This window comes from Neisseria lactamica (genome assembly GCF_901482445.1).
GTDB lineage: Bacteria > Pseudomonadota > Gammaproteobacteria > Burkholderiales > Neisseriaceae > Neisseria > Neisseria lactamica.
This window is the reverse complement of the sequence record NZ_LR590477.1, coordinates 798861-816445: the sequence shown is the minus strand read 5'-3', so window position 1 is coordinate 816445 and position 17585 is coordinate 798861. Positions and strand designations below refer to the sequence as shown.

17 protein-coding genes and 1 other annotated feature are annotated in these 17585 nt (G+C 55.5%); of the genes, 9 read left to right on the top strand and 8 right to left on the bottom strand.

Annotated features, from left to right (window positions below; translation table 11 throughout):
• Positions 1-662: 662 nt before the first annotated feature.
• The 3 genes from FGL10_RS04305 to mutL all read right to left on the bottom strand — a co-directional run bounded on the left by FGL10_RS04305 (position 663) and on the right by mutL (position 5272).
• Complete coding sequence (locus tag FGL10_RS04305) at positions 663-998, bottom strand: YbaB/EbfC family nucleoid-associated protein (protein ID WP_002219073.1); 336 nt, start codon at positions 996-998, stop codon at positions 663-665.
• 79 nt (positions 999-1077) lie between these two features.
• A complete protein-coding gene (dnaX, locus tag FGL10_RS04300) occupies positions 1078-3201 on the bottom strand; it encodes a DNA polymerase III subunit gamma/tau (RefSeq protein ID WP_036469698.1) in 2124 nt (707 codons plus the stop codon).
• Positions 1973-2012, bottom strand: a sequence feature (This ribosomal frameshift element is known only in the genus Neisseria.). It overlaps the preceding gene by 40 nt.
• Before the next feature lie 94 nt (positions 3202-3295).
• Positions 3296-5272 (bottom strand): DNA mismatch repair endonuclease MutL, encoded by a 1977-nt coding sequence (mutL, locus tag FGL10_RS04295; RefSeq protein WP_003709016.1) that lies wholly within the window; start codon positions 5270-5272, stop codon positions 3296-3298.
• Between the two features lie 143 nt (positions 5273-5415).
• Here mutL and FGL10_RS04290 point away from each other — a divergent pair, with 143 nt between their 5' ends.
• Genes FGL10_RS04290 through purE form a run of 4 tightly spaced genes read left to right on the top strand, consistent with a single transcriptional unit; the run spans position 5416 to position 7528 of the window.
• Complete coding sequence (locus tag FGL10_RS04290; RefSeq protein WP_002216929.1) at positions 5416-5601, top strand: DUF3460 family protein; 186 nt, start codon at positions 5416-5418, stop codon at positions 5599-5601.
• Between the two features lie 10 nt (positions 5602-5611).
• Positions 5612-6280, top strand: coding sequence for a class I SAM-dependent methyltransferase (locus tag FGL10_RS04285; protein ID WP_003709017.1), 669 nt, complete (start codon positions 5612-5614; stop codon positions 6278-6280).
• Positions 6280-6993: a tetratricopeptide repeat protein gene (locus FGL10_RS04280; protein WP_003709018.1), complete on the top strand. Its 714-nt coding sequence runs from the start codon at positions 6280-6282 to the stop codon at positions 6991-6993. The genes FGL10_RS04285 and FGL10_RS04280 overlap by 1 nt, the downstream gene beginning before the upstream one ends.
• A 49-nt stretch (positions 6994-7042) precedes the next feature.
• Positions 7043-7528, top strand: coding sequence for a 5-(carboxyamino)imidazole ribonucleotide mutase (purE, locus tag FGL10_RS04275; RefSeq protein ID WP_003709019.1), 486 nt, complete (start codon positions 7043-7045; stop codon positions 7526-7528).
• Between the two features lie 114 nt (positions 7529-7642).
• Here the strand turns inward: purE and FGL10_RS04270 are convergent, their stop codons facing one another.
• A complete protein-coding gene (locus FGL10_RS04270) occupies positions 7643-8086 on the bottom strand; it encodes a DNA cytosine methyltransferase (protein WP_003709023.1) in 444 nt (147 codons plus the stop codon).
• Between the two features lie 253 nt (positions 8087-8339).
• Between FGL10_RS04270 and FGL10_RS04265 the strand changes: the two genes are divergently transcribed.
• Together FGL10_RS04265 and fitB are read left to right on the top strand one after the other, a co-directional pair.
• Entirely contained in the window at positions 8340-8576 is a 237-nt protein-coding gene (locus FGL10_RS04265) for a FitA-like ribbon-helix-helix domain-containing protein (protein ID WP_036469701.1), read from the top strand.
• Positions 8576-8995 carry a type II toxin-antitoxin system toxin FitB gene (gene fitB, locus FGL10_RS04260; RefSeq protein ID WP_003709029.1) on the top strand — a complete coding sequence of 140 codons (420 nt, stop codon included), beginning with the start codon at positions 8576-8578 and terminating at the stop codon, positions 8993-8995. The genes FGL10_RS04265 and fitB overlap by 1 nt, the downstream gene beginning before the upstream one ends.
• 148 nt (positions 8996-9143) lie before the next feature.
• On the opposite strand, the gene FGL10_RS04255 is transcribed toward fitB, so the two are convergent.
• Genes FGL10_RS04255 through FGL10_RS04245 form a run of 3 tightly spaced genes read right to left on the bottom strand, consistent with a single transcriptional unit; the run spans position 9144 to position 12072 of the window.
• Positions 9144-10598, bottom strand: a complete 1455-nt coding sequence (locus FGL10_RS04255) for a LutB/LldF family L-lactate oxidation iron-sulfur protein (RefSeq protein ID WP_003709031.1) — start codon at positions 10596-10598, stop codon at positions 9144-9146.
• Positions 10595-11296, bottom strand: a complete 702-nt coding sequence (locus tag FGL10_RS04250) for a LutC/YkgG family protein (protein ID WP_003709033.1) — start codon at positions 11294-11296, stop codon at positions 10595-10597. The genes FGL10_RS04255 and FGL10_RS04250 overlap by 4 nt, the downstream gene beginning before the upstream one ends.
• On the bottom strand, positions 11293-12072 hold the full coding sequence (locus FGL10_RS04245) for a (Fe-S)-binding protein (protein WP_003709035.1): 780 nt from the start codon (positions 12070-12072) through the stop codon (positions 11293-11295). Before FGL10_RS04245 ends, FGL10_RS04250 begins: the two co-directional genes overlap by 4 nt.
• A 214-nt stretch (positions 12073-12286) precedes the next feature.
• Between FGL10_RS04245 and FGL10_RS04240 the strand changes: the two genes are divergently transcribed.
• The 3 genes from FGL10_RS04240 (at position 12287) to FGL10_RS04230 (ending at position 15976) form a co-directional block, all read left to right on the top strand.
• A complete protein-coding gene (locus FGL10_RS04240) occupies positions 12287-13762 on the top strand; it encodes an MFS transporter (protein WP_232043721.1) in 1476 nt (491 codons plus the stop codon).
• A 101-nt stretch (positions 13763-13863) separates the two neighbouring features.
• The gene (locus tag FGL10_RS04235) at positions 13864-15387 is read left to right on the top strand and encodes a phospholipase D family protein (RefSeq protein ID WP_036469704.1); all 1524 of its coding nucleotides are present in this window, start codon (positions 13864-13866) and stop codon (positions 15385-15387) included.
• 55 nt (positions 15388-15442) lie between these two features.
• Positions 15443-15976 (top strand): C40 family peptidase, encoded by a 534-nt coding sequence (locus FGL10_RS04230; protein ID WP_003709046.1) that lies wholly within the window; start codon positions 15443-15445, stop codon positions 15974-15976.
• Between the two features lie 82 nt (positions 15977-16058).
• On the opposite strand, the gene aroA is transcribed toward FGL10_RS04230, so the two are convergent.
• Positions 16059-17357 carry a 3-phosphoshikimate 1-carboxyvinyltransferase gene (aroA, locus tag FGL10_RS04225; RefSeq protein ID WP_036469707.1) on the bottom strand — a complete coding sequence of 433 codons (1299 nt, stop codon included), beginning with the start codon at positions 17355-17357 and terminating at the stop codon, positions 16059-16061.
• Positions 17358-17585: the final 228 nt, after the last annotated feature.

The window sequence follows — 17585 nt, the reverse complement described above, 5'->3', positions numbered from 1 at the left end:
TTCAGCCCACCGCTCCGACGGTATTTCAGACGGCATTTAAGCGGTACGGACGTGTAAATAATGGCAGGGTAGGCTTCAGCCTGCCGATTCCCGCTATTTTTGCCGTTTTTGCGTTCTTATCGTTCTCTCTGTTTTTACCGTTTCCGCCGAATCCTGCAAACTGATGCCGTCATTCCCGCGAAGGCGGGAATCCAGACCCGTCGGCACGGAAATTTATCGAGTAAAACGGTAATGGTAGGGTGGGCTTCAGCCCACCGATTCCGCCGAATCCCGCAACCTGCACGGGAATGACGAAGTTTCAGACGGCATCGGGGCATTGTTGTTTTGGTGGGCTGAAGCCCACCCTACGATATGCACCCTACGATATACTGGAATGACGGCTGTGGGGGTTTCTGTTTTTTCCGATGGATTCCTGTGGTTTTTCGGTTACTGGATTCCCGCGTTCGCGGGAATGACGCGGTGGGGGTTTGTGTGGTTGTTGGCGGATTGGTGGGCTGAAGCCCACCCTACAGCCCAGCCTACCGGATTCCCGTTTTCACGGGAATGACGGGGGTGTAAGTTTCTGTTCCGACGGGGCTGAATTTCCGTTTTCGCGGGAATGACGAAGTTTCAGACGGCATTGCCCTCCGTCATTCCCGCCTGCGTGGGAATGACGGTCGGGGTCAGCGGAAGAAGTCGCCCACGCCGGGGGGGAGTCCTTGAGTGAATGCGCCCATTGTTTTGTTTGCGGTTTCTTCGGCTTTGCCACGGGCGGATTTGAGGGCGGCGAGGATGAGGTCTTCGAGCATTTCTTTGTCGTCGGCGGCTTCTTGAATCAAATCGGGGCTGATGTCGATTTTGCGTACTTCGTGCGCGCAGGTCATTGTGATTTTGACCAAGCCGTTGCCTGCTTCGCCTTCGATTTCGGTTTCGGCAAGTTTGGCTTGCGCTTTTTTCATATTTTCCTGCATTTGCTGCGCCTGCTTCATCAGGCCGCCTAATCCGGCTTTTCCGAACATACTGAATACTCCTGTCTGTTTTGATTGAATGAGGGAAACGGCAATGCCGTCCGAAGGGTTCGGGCGGCATTATATCTGTTTACGGCCGGTTTGCCGCCAATTCCAGTGATTCGGGCTGCCATTGCGCGCCGAATGCTTGGAGGATTTTTTGTGCGGCGGGGTCGGCTTCGAGCAATGCTTGTGCTTTTTGCCTGTCTTCGATTTGGACGCGCTTGTCCTGCATCGCGGGGGTTTCTCTGCCGGCTTCGTCGCGCCAGTCTTGGGTTTGCAGGGTGAGTTGCAGCCCGTAGGCTTGGGCAAGGGTGTCGCGGATTTTGTCGAGGCGTTTTTTATCGGCGGTGGCGCGTGCTTCGGCGGTCATCGCCAAAACCATCAGACCGGTGTCGGGATGGTATTCCGTCCACGCGGAGTGTTGCGCCGGCATTTGCGCCGCGCCGAGTTTGCGGGCGAAATGCCGGACGATGGCTGCCCAGTTTTCGGTGGAAAATTCGGGCGGCGGGGCGGACGGTGTGTTGTTTTCGTCGTTGCTGCCTTCGTCGGCGTTGTTTTCTTCTTCCGCATCGGCAGGGGCGGCGTGTTCCCAATCGGGCGGCGGGATTTCCGCGTTGTCTTCTACGGGGCAGTCATCATCCGGAAAGCTGTAACCGTTGAAAGGTTTTGCAGGAGCTTCGTGTGCAAATGTTTCTGTTTCAACGGCTTCATTATTCGGTGTTGCCTGAATGGGGTTTTCAGACGGCGTTTCGGACAAGGAAGCCTCGGTTTCGTTGTCGGCTGCCTTGTTCTTGGAAACTTGATTTTCCGGCAGCGTTCCGGCTTCGGATGCCGTCTGAATGCTTTTTGCCGATGCTTGCGCGATCGTGCCGGCTGCGGTTTGGGCTTCGTCCGGCGCGTCTTCCCAAGGCGGAACATCGTTGTTTTCTTGATTGGAAACGGGTTCGGCAGTTTTGCCTTCAGACGGCATTGCCGCTGCGGATGCCGTCTGAACGGGTGTTTGGGCGGTTTCCGCTTCAGGGCGCGGTTGGGGCTTTTTTGCGGCGGTTTCCTTTTCGGCGGTTTGTGCCGATGGGGATTTTAGTTCGGTATTTTCAATCACGGCATTTGCATCACACGAAGCTGCCGCCAAGGGCGCAAACGCCAGCATACGCAGCAGGGTCATCATAAAGCCGGCGTATTCGTCGGGGGCGAGGCTCAGGTCGCGTTTACCGTGGACGGCGATTTGGTAGTAAAGCTGGATTTGTTCGCCGCTTATGGTTTGGGCGAGGCGGTGCAAAATATCGGAATCGGGGTCGTCGTGCGCCAAGGCGGAGGGGACTGCCTGTATCAGGGCGAGGTGTTGCAGCAGTATGGCAAGTTCGCCCAAGGCGTTGTCAAAGCCGACGGCACACGCCGCCATTTCCTGCGCTTTGGCGGTCAGGGCCTCGCCGTCTTGGTTGATGATGCCTGTCAGCAGTTCGTAAAGGTATTGTTTGTCAACCGCACCAATCATTTGGCGGACATCGTTTTCGGCAACTTTGCCCGAACCTAGGGCGATGGCTTGGTCGAGCAGGCTTAAGGCATCGCGCATCGATCCGGCGGCGGCGCGTCCCAAAAGTTGCAGGGCGGCGGGTTCGTAGGCGATTTTTTCGCTGTCGAGGACGTGGGCGAGGTGGTCGGCAACCTGCTGCGCGGTCATATTGCGCAAGACGAATTGCAGGCAGCGGCTCAAGACGGTAACGGGAACTTTGTGCGGATCGGTCGTGGCAAGGATGAATTTGACGTGTTCGGGCGGCTCTTCCAGCGTTTTGAGCATAGCGTTGAACGCGCTTTTGGAAAGCATATGCACTTCGTCGATGATATAGACTTTGTATTTGCCGGCGGTCGGCGCGTATTGGGCGTTTTCCAAGACTTCGCGGATGTTGTCGATGCCTGTGTTGGAGGCGGCATCGATTTCCAGCAGATCGACGTAGCGTCCGGCATCAATCTGCGTACAGCTTTCGCATACGCCGCAAGGTTCGCCGTGTTGCGCGTTTTCGCAGTTGAGGCTTTTGGCAAGGATGCGGGCGATGGTGGTTTTGCCCACGCCGCGCGTTCCGGTCAGCAGGTAGGCGTGATGCAGCCTGCCTTCGTCCAAGGCATTTTGCAGGGCTTTGACGACGTGTTCCTGACCGACTAAGTCGGAAAAGGTTTTGGGCCGCCATTTTCGGGCGAGAACTTGATAGGCCATATTTTTCTCTTGGTTTCGGTCGTGATGTTTCTGTCGGTGCGTCGGAATGCCGTCTGAACGGCGGTCTCGGGCGGCGTATTCTAGCACTTTCGGCTTACTGTCCGCGCAAGAACAGTGCGTCCAATTCTTTCAAAGTCAGTTTGACCCAAGTCGGCCTGCCGTGGTTGCATTGGTTGCTGCGCGGCGTGTTTTCCATATCGCGCAGCAGTGCGTTCATTTCGGGCAGGGTAAGCCGGCGGCCGGCGCGGATCGAGCCGTGGCAGGACATGGTGGCGAGGATGCGGTTTTCGTGTTCCTCGATGGTTTGGCTGCTGCCGACTTGGGCGAATTCGCCCAATACGTCGCGGGCGAGGGAGACGACATCGGATTTGCCCAACATTGCGGGTGCGGCGCGGACGGCGAGGGTGTTGCCGCCCATATCGGACAGTTCCAGCCCGAAGCCTGCCAGTGTTTCGGCATAATCGGCAAGGGCGGCGCATTCTTCGTGGGACGCGGCAAAGGTTACGGGAATAAGCAGGCGCTGGCTTTGCAGCCTGCCATTTTCCCGACGTTGGCGTTTCATTTTTTCGTAGTTGACGCGTTCGGCAGCGGCGTGCATATCGATGAGCAGCAGGCTGTCTTCGGCTTGGGCAAGGATGTAGATGCCAAGTAATTGGGCAATGGCAAAACCGAGCGGCGGCAGTTCGGATGGGGACGGGATGCCGTCTGAAAGCGGCGTATCTGTTTGGGGAGCAGGCGTTTCAGACGGCATATTGCCGAAACGTGCCTGCTCGAATCGGCTTAACTCAAGGTCGATGTCGTCGGTTTTTTTGTAGAGTTCGGCATAGGTGTTTATTGCCGCGCGGCTTTCGCGCAGGGACAGGCTGCGTTGTTGCGGCGCACGCGCGGCCTGGTAAGGCATGGGCGCGGTTTTGCCTGATGAACCGAAGGCATTGCGCGTATCGGGTTTGTTGCCTGTCGGGTAGTCGGATGCGCTATCAAACAGATTTTCGTTGTCGTTTTCAGACGGCATTGGTGCAGGCGTAACGCCGGTAATGTCATGCAACACTTCGCCTGCGTTGCTGACGCTTTCGGTCAGGTCGGCGCGTGTGTCGGCAAGGGCTTTGTTGAGCGTGTGGAACACGAGTTGGTGCACCTGCCGGCTGTCGCGGAAGCGGATTTCGGTTTTGGTCGGGTGGACGTTGACATCCACGGCTTCGGGCGGCAGGTCGAGGAAAAGGACGAAAGCGGGGGTGAGGGCGTTGTGCAAAACGTCGCGGTATGCCTGCTTGACGGCGTGGAGCATGACTTTGTCGCGCACGAAGCGGTGGTTGACGAAGCAGTATTGTTTGTCGGTTTTGCCTTTGGCAAAAGTCGGCTTGGCAATCGCGCCGTAGAGCCGCAGCGCGCCGTTGCCGCTGTCTATTTCTAAGGATGCCGTCTGAAAGTCTTCGCCGACAATGGCGGCAATCCGTTCATGCAGGCTTTGGGCTGGAAGTTTGAACACTTGTTTGCCGTCGCGTTTGAGTGAGAAGGCAATGTGCGGATGCGCCAGCGCGAGGCGTTCGAGCATGGTGGCGCAGTGGGCGTATTCGGTGTTTTCGGATTTGAGGAACTTGCGCCGCGCGGGTGTATTGAAGAAGAGTTCGGCAGCTTCGATGGTCGTGCCGACGGGGTGGGCGGCGGCGGTGGGGCTGCTGAGTTTGCCGTCTTCGGCTTTGACTTGGGTCGCGTGCGAACTGTCTTCTTGACGGCTGGTCAGGGTCAGGCGGCTGACGGAGGCGATGCTTGCCAAGCCTTCGCCGCGAAAGCCCATACTGGCGACGTGTTCCAAATCGTTTAAGGTTTTGATTTTGCTGGTGGCGTGGCGGTGGAGCGCGAGTTCGATGTCGTCCGGATGGATACCGCCGCCGTTGTCGCTGACGCGAATGAGGCGGATGCCGCCGCCCGCCAGCTCGACATCAATCGCCGTCGCGCCTGCGTCTATGCTGTTTTCAACAATTTCTTTCAAGGCGTTGGCAGGGCGTTCGACCACTTCGCCGGCGGCGATTTGGTTGACAAGATGGTCGGGCAGGGCGGCAATGCGTGGCATAAGGTAGGCTTCCGTTGCAAAAAACGCTTCATTCTATAATAAAACCCCTTACTTTTCTGCCCGTATTCTTGATAAAAGCCGTTTATCCCGTTTGGAAAATACCAGTATAATCACGCCGTATCCCATAAAATTGGAGCGTAAAGATGTACCACTACCAATCCGAAGCCACACAATTCCTCAACCGCCTGATTGAAGAAAAACCTGAGTTGGAACAGCAGCGTTTGGAAAACAGGGGGCTTTTGTGGGATGTCGAACTCAATCCCGAAGAACAGGAAAACTTCGAGGCGGCAAAAGTAGCGAAAAAACCTTATACCTATTACCAAGACTGAACCCGCCGAAATGACGACCCATCTGTCCAATGTCGCACCGGACCTGCAAAACTATTTGAACGCCATCGGCGAACCCGAACATCCCGTTTTGACGCGGCTGCGCGAGAAGACCGAGCATCACCGTATGGGCAAAATGGCGATTGCGCGCGAACAGGCGGCGGTTTTGGTTTGGCTGGCAAAGCTGATTCGCGCGGAAAAATATCTGGAAATCGGCGTATTTACCGGATACAGCAGCACCGCGCTTGCATTGGCGTTGCCCGAACACGGGCGGATTACCGCCTGCGATATCAATGTAACCTTTACCGATACGGCGCGTCAGGTTTGGAACGAGGCCGGTGTGGCACATAAAATCGGCCTGCACCTGCAACCCGCATTGCTGACATTGGATGATTTGATTGCACAGGGTGAAGCCGGAAGCTACGATTTGGCACTGATAGACGCAGACAAACCGCCCACGCCGCAATATTTCGAGCGTTGCCTCAAACTCGTCCGGCAAGGCGGCATTATTGCCATCGACAATATTTTGTTGAACGGAAGGGTGATGCGCGAGGCCGCTTCCGATGCGCCGCCCAGTGTCGGCATCCTCAAAGATTTCAATCAAAACCTGCCGAACGACCCGCGCATCGTCCCCATCACCCTGCCCGTCGGCGACGGCTTGACCCTGCTTCTGAAAAAATAATGAAGACCAAATTACCGCTTTTTATCATTTGGCTGACTGTGTCCGCCGCCTGTTCTTCCGTTTCACCTGTTCCGGCAGACAGCCGAACCGAAATGCCGACACAGGAAAATGCTTCAGACGGCATTCCCTATCCCGTTCCGACCTTGCAAGACCGTTTGGACTATCTGGAAAACAGGATTATTCGCCTGTCGAACGAAGTGGAAACCTTAAACGGCAAAGTCAAAGCACTGGAACACGCAAAAACACATTCTTCCGGCAGGACACCCGTCCAAAAACTCGACGACCGCAAGTTGAAAGAGCATTATCTCAATACCGAAGGCGGTAGCGCATCCGCACATACTGTCGAAACCGCACAAAACCTCTACAATCAGGCACTCAAACACTATCAAAGCGGCAGGTTTTCTGCAGCGGCCGCCCTGTTGAAAGGCGCGGACGGAGGCGACGGCGGCAGCATCGCGCAACGCAGTATGTACCTGTTGCTGCAAAGCAGGGCGCGTATGGGGAACTGCGAATCCGTCATCGAAATCGGAGGGCGTTACGCCAACCGTTTCAAAGACAGCCCAACCGCGCCCGAAGCCATGTTCAAAATCGGCGAATGCCAATACAGGCTGCAGCAAAAAGATATTGCAAGGGCGACTTGGCGCAGCCTGATACAGACCTATCCCGGCAGCCCGGCGGCAAAACGCGCCGCCTCAGCCATACGCAAACGATAGTTTTTTCCGTTTTTCCGCTTTTTACCCCATCCCCACCAAGGAGAGATTTATGATTCAAGTCGGCATCATCATGGGCAGCAACAGCGATTGGCCCGTTATGCGGCAGGCAGCGCAGTTTCTTGAAGAGTTCGGCGTAGAATATGAGGCGCGCGTTGTTTCCGCACACCGCACCCCGGATTTAATGTTCCAATACGCTGAAACCGCACGGGCGCGCGGCATCAAAGCCATTATCGCGGGCGCGGGCGGCGCGGCGCATTTACCCGGTATGGTTGCCGCCAAGACTACCGTCCCCGTTTTGGGCGTACCCGTCCCCAGTAAATACCTGCGCGGCGAAGATTCGCTTTTATCGATTGTACAAATGCCCAAAGGCGTACCCGTCGCCACATTCGCCATCGGCGAGGCAGGCGCGGCAAATGCCGCATTGTTCGCCGTTTCCATGCTGGCCAATGAAAATCCCGAACTGGCGCAAAAACTGGCAGACTTCCGAGCCAAACAGGAACAGGCTGTTTTGAGTATGGAATTGGAACAGATTTAAAACCCTCCGTCCGCGAATACACAAATGCCGTCTGAAGCCCTGTTTCGGGTTTCAGACGGCATTTGTTTGCATGAGTCCATTGCCGGAAGATTTCGCCCGCCCCTGTTTTGGGGTTTAACAATCTGTGCGGGTTTCAATTTCTGAAATAAATGTCCCGATTTTCCTGACGATTTCAGTAACCGGCGCATTACCCATAAAAAACATACGCATCTTGTCGGAAACTTCGGCGACTGTGCCGTCGGCAAGTTTCTTCCGGGCTGTCCAACCGTCGGGGAAATCTTGCAGCCTTTCGGCTTCGACAGGTGTCAGCAGCCGGTGTTTTCCGTTTATTTTCAAAAGGTGCGTCGGCCTGCTGACCGTCCCTTCGGAAGTCAGCATTGTCCGTCCTGGCAGGTTTAAATCGTCGTAGGGCGGCATTCCGCCTTCCGAGTAAATGTAGGTATGCCCGTCGGAAGAAACGCGTTCGATTTTTTTTGCGCCGCGCAAATACCGGAACTTTTCCAATTTGGCAGTATCTGTCAGGAAATATTTTTCAGGCACATCGCTTTCGGGCTGCACTATTTCGCCGAGCGTGATGGGTTTTCCGCCATAATCTGCTTCCGTTTCGACCGAGCAGCATTGCCCGTTGTGCCAAAACGCCGCAGAGCGGCTGTTTTTATTTATCAGAAAGGGGGAGGGAGACGTTTTTCAGATGCAAAAAAACGCCTGCGGCCACCTGAATTTTCAGGCATCCGCAGGCGTTAAAAAATAGATTGCTATCATTTTTTTATTTTGATAGCATTTGGAAAACTTTTTTCAGGAAGGAAAGGCAATGGCTTCTGTTGTGATTAGAAATTTATCCGAGAGCACGCACAACGCACTCAAATTCCGCGCGCGAGCCGCAGGGCGCAGTACCGAAGCAGAAATCCGCTTAATCTTGGATAACATCGCCAAAGCACAGCAAACGGTACGTTTGGGGTCAATGTTGGCATCAATCGGGCAGGAAGTGGATGGTGTGGAGTTGGATAACGTGCGTGATTTCGATACCAAGAATGAGGTATCCTTTTGATGATTTTACTGGATACAAATGTGATTTCCGAACCTTTGCGCCCACAACCCAATGAACGTGTGGTGGCATGGTTGGATAGTTTGATATTGGAAGATGTGTATTTGTCTGCCATGACTGTTGCAGAATTGCGTTTGGGTGTGGCGTTGTTGCCCGACGGCAAGAAAAAGAATGTGCTGCACGAGCGTTTGGAACAATCCATTTTGCCTTTATTTGCGAGGCGGATTCTGCCTTTTGATGAACCGGTTGCCGCAATCTATGCGCAAATTCGTTCCTATGCCAAAACACATGGCAAAGCGATTGCCGCCGCAGACGGCTATATTGCAGCAACGGCCAAACAGCACCGTTTGACAGTTGCTACGCGTGATACCGGCCCATTTTTTGCGGCCGATGTCGCGGTGTTCAATCCGTGGTACGATTAAAAAACGCTTCTAAGCAGCCTTAATGTCAGGCTGCCTGAAAGCGTCTTAGCGTTCCGTCTCATCATTTATTTTTGCGCGGTCAGGCTGCTTTTCAGGCCGTCTGAAGCCCTGTTTTCGGGTTTCAGACGGCATTTTTGCAAACAACTGTTTATGCCTGTTCTTTTTGGCGCATTTTTTCCGCCATCAGTTCGTGCAGGGTTTTCTTCGCCGGTTTCATCGGCACGCGGTTGTCCGTCCAACCCAACTGTTTGCGCGGGGTCAGGTTGCGGAACTTGGTGGCTGCCCAACCGAAGGCGCGGTAGGTTTTGCTGCCGCTGAAAATGCCGTTGAATGTGCGCCACGCCATTTGTTCGCCGAAGGTATGCGATGCGCCTTGTCCGCGGATGGGATGAGGCACGGTTTCGGTCGGCGAACGTTGCGCTTCGACACGAAGCCGCTGCATTTGTTCGGTAATCGGGATGCGTACCGGGCAGACTTCCACACACGCGCCGCACATCGTGCAGGCGGTCGGCAGGTCGCGGGTGGCATCCAGACCCAACAGGTGCGGGGAAATAATCTCGCCAATCGGGCCGGGATAGGTTGTGCCGTATGCCGCGCCGCCGATACGGGTATAAACCGGACAATGGTTCATACACGCGCCGCAACGGATACATTGCAGGGTGCGGCGCATTTGGTCTTCGGCATAAGCCTGGCTGCGGCCGTTGTCGAGCAGGACCAAGTGCATTTCCTGCGGACCGTCTAATTCTTCACTGCGGCGCGGGCCAGTAATCATATTGAAATAAGTGGTAATGTTTTGACCGATGGCGGAACGCGGCAGCAGGCTGTACAAGGGGGGGATGTCGGACAATTTCGCCACTACTTTTTCAATACCGGTAATGGCGATATGCACGGGCGGAACGGTGGTGCTCAAACGGCCGTTGCCTTCGTTTTCCACCAAACATAACGTACCCGTTTCAGCTACGGCGAAGTTCACGCCGCTCAAGCCGACATCGGCGGTGCTGTAAATATCGCGCAGGGCTTTGCGGGCGAAGCCGGTCAGTTGGTCCACGTCGTCCGTCAGCGGCGTGCCGAGGTTTTGGTGGAAAAGTTCGCTCACCTGTTCTTTGGTTTTGTGAATGGCGGGCATCACGATATGGGTCGGTTTCTCGCCTGCCATTTGGACGATGAACTCGCCCAAGTCGCTTTCCACCGCTTTAATGCCTTTTGCTTCAAGATAATGGTTCAGCTCGATTTCTTCGCTGACCATCGATTTGCCTTTAACCATCAGCTTGCCGTTTTTGGCGGTAATGATGCCGTGGATGATTTGGCAGGCTTCGGCCGGCGTTTCCGCCCAGTGTACTTTTACGCCCAGCCTGGTCAGGTTTTCTTCTAACTGCTCCAGCAGGGCGGGCAATTTGGACAATGAGCGTTGACGGATGTGTTCGCACAAATCGCGCAGGCTTTGCAGCTCTTCTTCGTCGGTCAAAACGGCTTTGCGTTTGGTCATCAACATATCCATCGCGGTACGCAGGCTTTTACGCAAAGGCTTGTCTTGAAGGGAAATGGCGGCGTTTTGCTTGAACGTTTCCGGCTTCATATGAAATTTGATGGTTTGCGTAGTCATACGTTTTCCTCCAAATCGGCAGGGGAAATGTGGTCGGGCAGGATGGCGAGGATGACCAAATCGCGCGGACCGTGCGCGCCGTAAGCAAGCGTCAGCTGGATGTCTGCGGTTTTGGACGGGCCGGAAATCAGGAAAACATTGGTCGGCATACCGTTTTCCACCAGTTTTTCACCTTCGACAGCGTTGTGAAATTCGTTATACATTTTCGCCGTATCAAACAGGCAGAAATGCACGGGCGGAACGAGGCTCAAAGTACGCGGTTCTTCGGGGCTGGAAAACAGCATCAGCGTACCGGTGCGGGCGATGCCGCATTGCGCGCCGCTGAAGCCTGCATCGATGTTCGTGAAAAACTCGGTTTTCCAAGTATCGATTTCGCGCTCGAAGGCAATCGGTTCGATATTGCTGCCCGCCAATGCGGCACGGGCAATTTGTCCGTGTTCGGTCGCCAAGGGCAGCAGGATGTTTTTCAAACCCTTGCCTTCTGCCGCTTCGCGGAAAACCTGCATCCAATTGCTTTTCGTCACCCAATAGATTTCGGTTTTGACGGCGCGCATTGCGGCAGCCCAATGTTTCAGACGCTCAATCTCGCTGTCCCAAGAAACACCCTTTTCGCGGTAATAATCAAAAACCGCAGGCTCTTCCATCGGCAACGCGCCGGCTTTTTTCAGTTTTGCCAAAATATTTTCGCGCGCGCTCATACTTTGCCTCCGGTGCGTTCCAACAGGAAGGATGCGATATGCTTCGGACGCGGCATATCCGGTTCGTCCTTGGCGATTTTGCCTCCGATGTTCATCATACAGCCGCAGTCCGCGCTGATGATTTCGGTCGCGCCGGTTTCTTTCAGCGCGGCGACTTTGTCGGTTACCATCGCGCCGGAAATGTCGGCCTGTTTGACGGAGAATGTGCCGCCGAAGCCGCAACACTCGCTTTCGTGGTCGTGAACGACGCGCTCGACGTTTTCCATACCGTCGATCAGCTGCCAGCCCGAGAGATGGACATTCATTTCTCGGCGGGCGGCGCAGGAGGTATGGACGGCGACTTTGACGGGTTTGCCCTTGTCTTCGGGCTTGTAGCCGATGGCAAGCAGGAAATGGGTAAACTCGATGATGCGGCCGGCGCAATCAACCGCTTTGGATTCGTATTCCGTGTTTTTAAACAGGGTGGGCCAATGGTGCTTCATCATACCGCCGCACGAACCGGACGGTACGACAATCGGCCACTCCTCGGGGAAAAGGTCGAGTTGCGCTTTGGCGACATCGAAGGCTTCAGTCGGATGGCCGGATGAATAGGCGGGCTGGCCGCAGCAGCTTTGCGCCATCGGGAAATGAACCCGTATGCCCTGTTGCTCGATTAAGGTAATGGCATCCATACCGGCTTCGGGCATAAAGAGATCGAGGACGCAAGTGCCGAAAAAATAGACATCTGTCGGTTTGCTGTCGAATGTAATGATTTTGGGTGGGGTGATTGCGCTCATTTTTTTGTGGACGGGGATGCCCGTTTTTCTGTCGGAAGTTAAGCGGGTACTTTAAGTAATTGACTGTTGCGGGTCAAGTATAATTTTAAAAAATAATCTGATTTTTCTTTCAGCTTCCCACGCCGATGCTTGCCGCACCTTGCTTTCCCTGTTTTTTGATAATAGTAATCATTATGATAAAACGGCATTTCATTTATTTGTAAACGTGTAATGATTGCGCTTTTCCGCCGTTCGGACGGCATTTGGAAGCGGTCGCGGTGTGAGAATGGGGTACAATCGCCTTATGGAAAAAAACGCCTTATCCGCCCGCGCCCCGTCTTCCGGCCTGCCGCTTCTGCTGGCGGTTGCCATTTTTATGCAGATGCTGGACGCGACTATTTTAAATACCGCCCTGCCCGAAATTGCCGCCGATTTGGACGAGCCGCCTTTAAATATGCAGTTGGCGGTTGTTTCCTATACTTTGACCGTTGCCCTGCTGATGCCTTTAAGCGGTTATTTTGCGGACAGGTTCGGAACGAAAAAAGTCTTTTTCGGTTCGATTGCCGTTTTTATGCTCGGATCGGCATTGTGCGCCGCATCCGAATCGCTGCCCGAGTTGGCAGTCTCGCGCATCGTCCAGGGCGTAGGCGGTTCGATGCTGGTTCCGATTCCGCGCCTGACCATTTTGCGCGCGTATGAAAAATCGAAGCTGCTCAATGCCATTAATTATGCGGTTATGCCTGCATTGATCGGGCCGGTTTTAGGGCCTGTGGCGGGCGGCTATCTTGCCGAATATGCTTCGTGGCACTGGATTTTCCTGCTCAACCTGCCCATCGGGCTGCTGGGCCTCGTATTGGGAAGGAATATTATGCCCGATATTAAGGGCGGCGATACTTCTTTGGATTTTAAGGGTTATCTGATTTTTTCGGCTGCCGCCTGCCTGCTGCTGTCGGCAATGGAGGGCTTGTCCCACGGGCTGCCCCTGTTTTTGACCTTGTCTGCGCTGTGTGCGGGTTTGCTGTCCGCCCGGGCTTATTTCAAACATATGAAAACGGCGGAGCGCCCGATTTATTCCGCCGATTTGTTCCTGATACGCACATTCCGTTTGGGATTGGCGGGCAACCTGTCCGGCCGTATCGGCATCAGCTCGATTCCCTTCCTGATGTCGCTGATGTTTCAAACCGCTTTCGGTTTCAGCGCAAGCCTGTCCGGCCTGCTGCTTGCCCCCGTCGCCCTGTCTTCCCTGCTGGTCAAGCCGCTGATTGCGCCGCTGATGAGGCGTTTCGGCTACCGTGCGCTGCTGCTTTGGAATACCAAACTGCTCGCCGCTTTGATTATCCTGCCGGCCCTGCCCGGAAAGGATGCTCCGTTATGGATATGGGTTTTGCTCTCGCTGGCAATCGGCGCGTGCAACTCTTTTCAGTTTTCCGCGATGAATACGCTGACGCTTGCCGATTTGCGCCCGCAGCAAACGGGCAGCGGCAACAGCCTGATGGCGGTTAACCAGCAGCTTGCCATCAGTATGGGGGTGGTTTCCGGCGCGCTGATACTGAAAAACTGGATATTCCTGATGCCTGCCGGCGGAAACCCGCACCCCGCCTTCCGGATGACCTTGCTCTGCATCGGCGGCATCACCCTTGCCTCATCGCTGGTTTTCAAGCGGCTGCACGTTTCGGACGGCGCAAACCTGATTCGGAACGCCCCCTCTTAATCTGCCCCGAAAACCATTTTTCCCTTTCCGGCGTTCGGATGGTGCCGCTCCGATACGCGCAACCCAAAAACACCGGCAATGCCGTCTGAAGCCCCGTTTTTATGAAAACACGCAGCCTCCTCCTTTTATGCCTTTTCCTCTGCTCTTGCGCCGCTTGGCTGCCGCCGCCGGAAGAACGCACGGAAAGCCGCCATTTCGACACTGCCGCGCCCGTCCTCTTGGACAAAGTTTTGCACATCCGCCATTTCCCGTCCGACAGCCGCCTGTCCGACATCTACCTGCTCGACGATCCCCACGAAGCCTTTGCCGCCCGCGCCGCCCTCATCGAATCCGCCGAACACAGCCTCGATTTGCAATACTACATTTGGCGCAACGATATTTCCGGCAGGCTGCTGTTCAACCTGATGTACCTTGCCGCAGAACGCGGCGTGCGCGTGCGCCTGCTGCTGGACGACAACAACACGCGCGGTTTGGACGACCTCCTGCTCGCCCTCGACAGCCATCCCAATATCGAAGTGCGCCTGTTCAATCCCTTCGTTTTCCGCAAGTGGCGCGCATTGGGCTATCTGACCGACTTCCCCCGCCTCAACCGCCGTATGCACAACAAATCCTTTACCGCCGACAACCGCGCCACCATACTCGGGGGGCGCAACATCGGCGACGAATATTTCAAAGCCGGAGGGGACACCGTTTTCGCCGATCTCGACATCCTCGCCACCGGCGCGGTAGTCGGCGAAGTTTCCCGGGATTTCGACCACTACTGGGCAAGCCGTTCCGCCCATAACGCCACACGCATCATCCGGCACGGCGACCCGCGCCGGGGACTCCGGACGCTCGGCTACGACGACGAAACATCCAGACAGGCGCTCCTCCGCTATCGCGAAACCGTCGAACAGTCCTCCCTCTACCGAAAAATACAGGCGGGGCGCATCGACTGGCAGAGCGTCCAAACCCGCCTCATCAGCGACGACCCCGCCAAAGGGCTGGACCGCGACCGCCGCAAACCGCCGATTGCCGACCGGCTGCAAGACGCGCTCAAACAACCCGAAAAAAGCGTTTATCTGGTTTCACCCTATTTCGTCCCCACGAAGGCCGGCACGCAGGCGTTGGCGAAGCTGGTGCAAAACGGCATAGACGTAACCGTCCTGACCAACTCGCTGCAGGCCACCGATGTTGCCGCCGTCCATTCCGGTTACGCCAAATACCGCAAACCCCTGCTTCAATCCGGCATCAAACTTTACGAACTCCGGCCCGGCCACGCCGTCCTCCCTGCCAAAGACAAAGGGCTGACCGGCAGCCCCGTGACCGGGTTGCACGCCAAAACCTTCATCGTGGACGGCAGGCGCATCTTCATCGGCTCATTCAACCTCGACCCCCGTTCCGCACGCCTCAATACTGAGATGGGCGTGGTTATCGAAAGCCCCAAAATCGCAGAACAGATGGAGCGCACCCTCGCCGATACCACGCCCGCCTATGCCTACCGCGTTACCCTCGACAAACACAAGCGCCTGCAATGGTACGACCCCGCCACCCGGAAAACCTACCCGAACGAGCCGGAAGCCAAACTCTGGAAACGCATTGCCGCAAAAATCCTATCCCTGCTGCCCATCGAAGGTTTATTATAGGAATGCCGTCTGAAACGCCTTCAGACGGCATATCCGAACCCGCAAAGGAAAAACCATGTTTCCCCTCGACAAAACCCTTTTCCTCTGTCTCAGTGCACTGCTCCTCGCCTCATGCGGTACGACCTCCGGCAAATACCGCCAACCGAAACCCAAACAGACAGTCCGGCAAATCCAACCCGTCCGCATCAGCCACATCGACCGCGCGCAAGGATCGCAGGAACTCATGCTCCACAGCCTCGGACTGATCGGCACGCCCTACAAATGGGGCGGAAGCAGCACCGCAACCGGCTTCGATTGCAGCGGGATGATTCAATTCGTTTACAAAAACGCCCTCAACGTCAATCTGCCCCGCACCGCCCGCGATATGGCGGCGGCAGGCCGCAAAATCCCCGACAGCAGCCTCAAGGCGGGCGATTTGGTGTTTTTTAATACGGGCGGCGCGCACCGCTACTCGCATGTCGGACTCTACATCGGCAACGGGCAATTCATCCACGCGCCAAGCAGCGGCAAAACCGTCCGAACCGAGAAACTCTCCACGCCGTTTTACGCCAAAAACTACCTCGGCGCATACACCTTCTTCACAGAATGAGCCGCCCGCCGTGCCGGAATCGCGGCAAAATGCCGTCTGAAGCCCTGTTTTCGGGTTTCAGACGGCATTTTTTCCGCCTTATTTACGCTGTTTCGGTCAGCGAAGAGAATATTTCAAAATAAGTCGGGAAGGTTTTATGGGTGCATTTCGGGTCGTTGATGACGACGGGTACGCCCAACAGGGAAACCAGCGAGAAACACATCGCCATACGGTGGTCGTCGTAAGTGTCGATGACGGCATCGGGTGTCAGCGTTTCAGGCGGGGTGATGCGGATTGCTTCGGCTTCTTCGACAACTTTTGCACCGAGTTTGCGCAATTCGTTTGCCATTGCGGCGATGCGGTCGGTTTCCTTGACGCGCCACGAACCGATATTGCGCAGCGTGCAGGTTTGCCCTGTGGCAAGCGCGACGATGGCGAGGGTCATGGCGGCATCGGGGATATGGTTCGCATCCAAATCAAAGGCTTGGACGGCACGTTCTTTCGGGCGCGAGACTTCGACGAAGTTTTCGCCCCACACCACGTCCGCACCGATTTTTTCCAGTTCGCGGGCAAAGGCGACATCGCCCTGTATGCTGTTTGCGCCGATGCCGGTAACACGGACGGGCGTGGCGGCAATCAAACCGGCTGCGAGGAAGTAGGACGCGCCGGAGGCATCGCCTTCGACGTGCAAGTGTTCGGGCGCGTGGTAGTGCGCATCGGCGGGAATTTTGAAGACGCGGTAGTTTTCATTGGCAACCTGTACGCCGAATTGCGCCATCAGTTTTAAAGTAATGTCGATATAGGGCTTGGAAATCAATTCGCCGACCATACGGATTTCAAACGCCTGCCCGGTCAGCGGCAACGCCATCAAAAGGGCGGTCAGAAACTGGCTGGATACATTGCCTTTAATCGGAATCAAGCGTTCGCCGTTGTCTTGGCGTTCGCTGATATGAAGCGGCGGATAGTGTTCGTTGCCGAGATACTCAACATCGGCGCCGGCAATCCGCAGCGCATCGACCAAATCGCCGATGGGACGTTCGTGCATACGAGGCACGCCGTGCAGATGATAATCGCCGCCCAAAACCGCCAGCGCGGCGGTTAACGGGCGGAACGCCGTGCCCGCGTTGCCCAAAAACAAATCGGCAGTGCGGTTGGGGAAGCGTCCGCCCGTGCCGTGTACTTTCAGACGGCCTTCGGCAAGATGTTCGATTCCAACGCCGAGTTTATCGAGTGCTTCGAGCATACGGCCGGTATCGTCGGATTTGAGCAGGGAATGGATTTCGCAAGCATTGTCGGACAGGGCGGCGAGCAGCAGGGTGCGGTTGCTGATGCTTTTGGAGCCGGGCAGGGCGACGGTGGAAGGTTTGAGACGGGCGGCGGGGAGGCGGACGGATTCGGTCATGGCAAAACGTCAATATAAAGATAAAAACAGCCTGCATTATACTGGTGCAAATGCCGTCTGAAAAATCTCAGGTTTGGCATTTTCGGTTTTAAAGTCCGTGAATGTGGTTTTTTATGTCGAAAATTGATTATTTTTAAATTTTTTGTTTCTAAAATTTTTTTGCCGGCATATTTTCGGCTTTTGTTGCGGACATAGCGCGTTTGCGGACGGCACGGCACGATTGCCAAT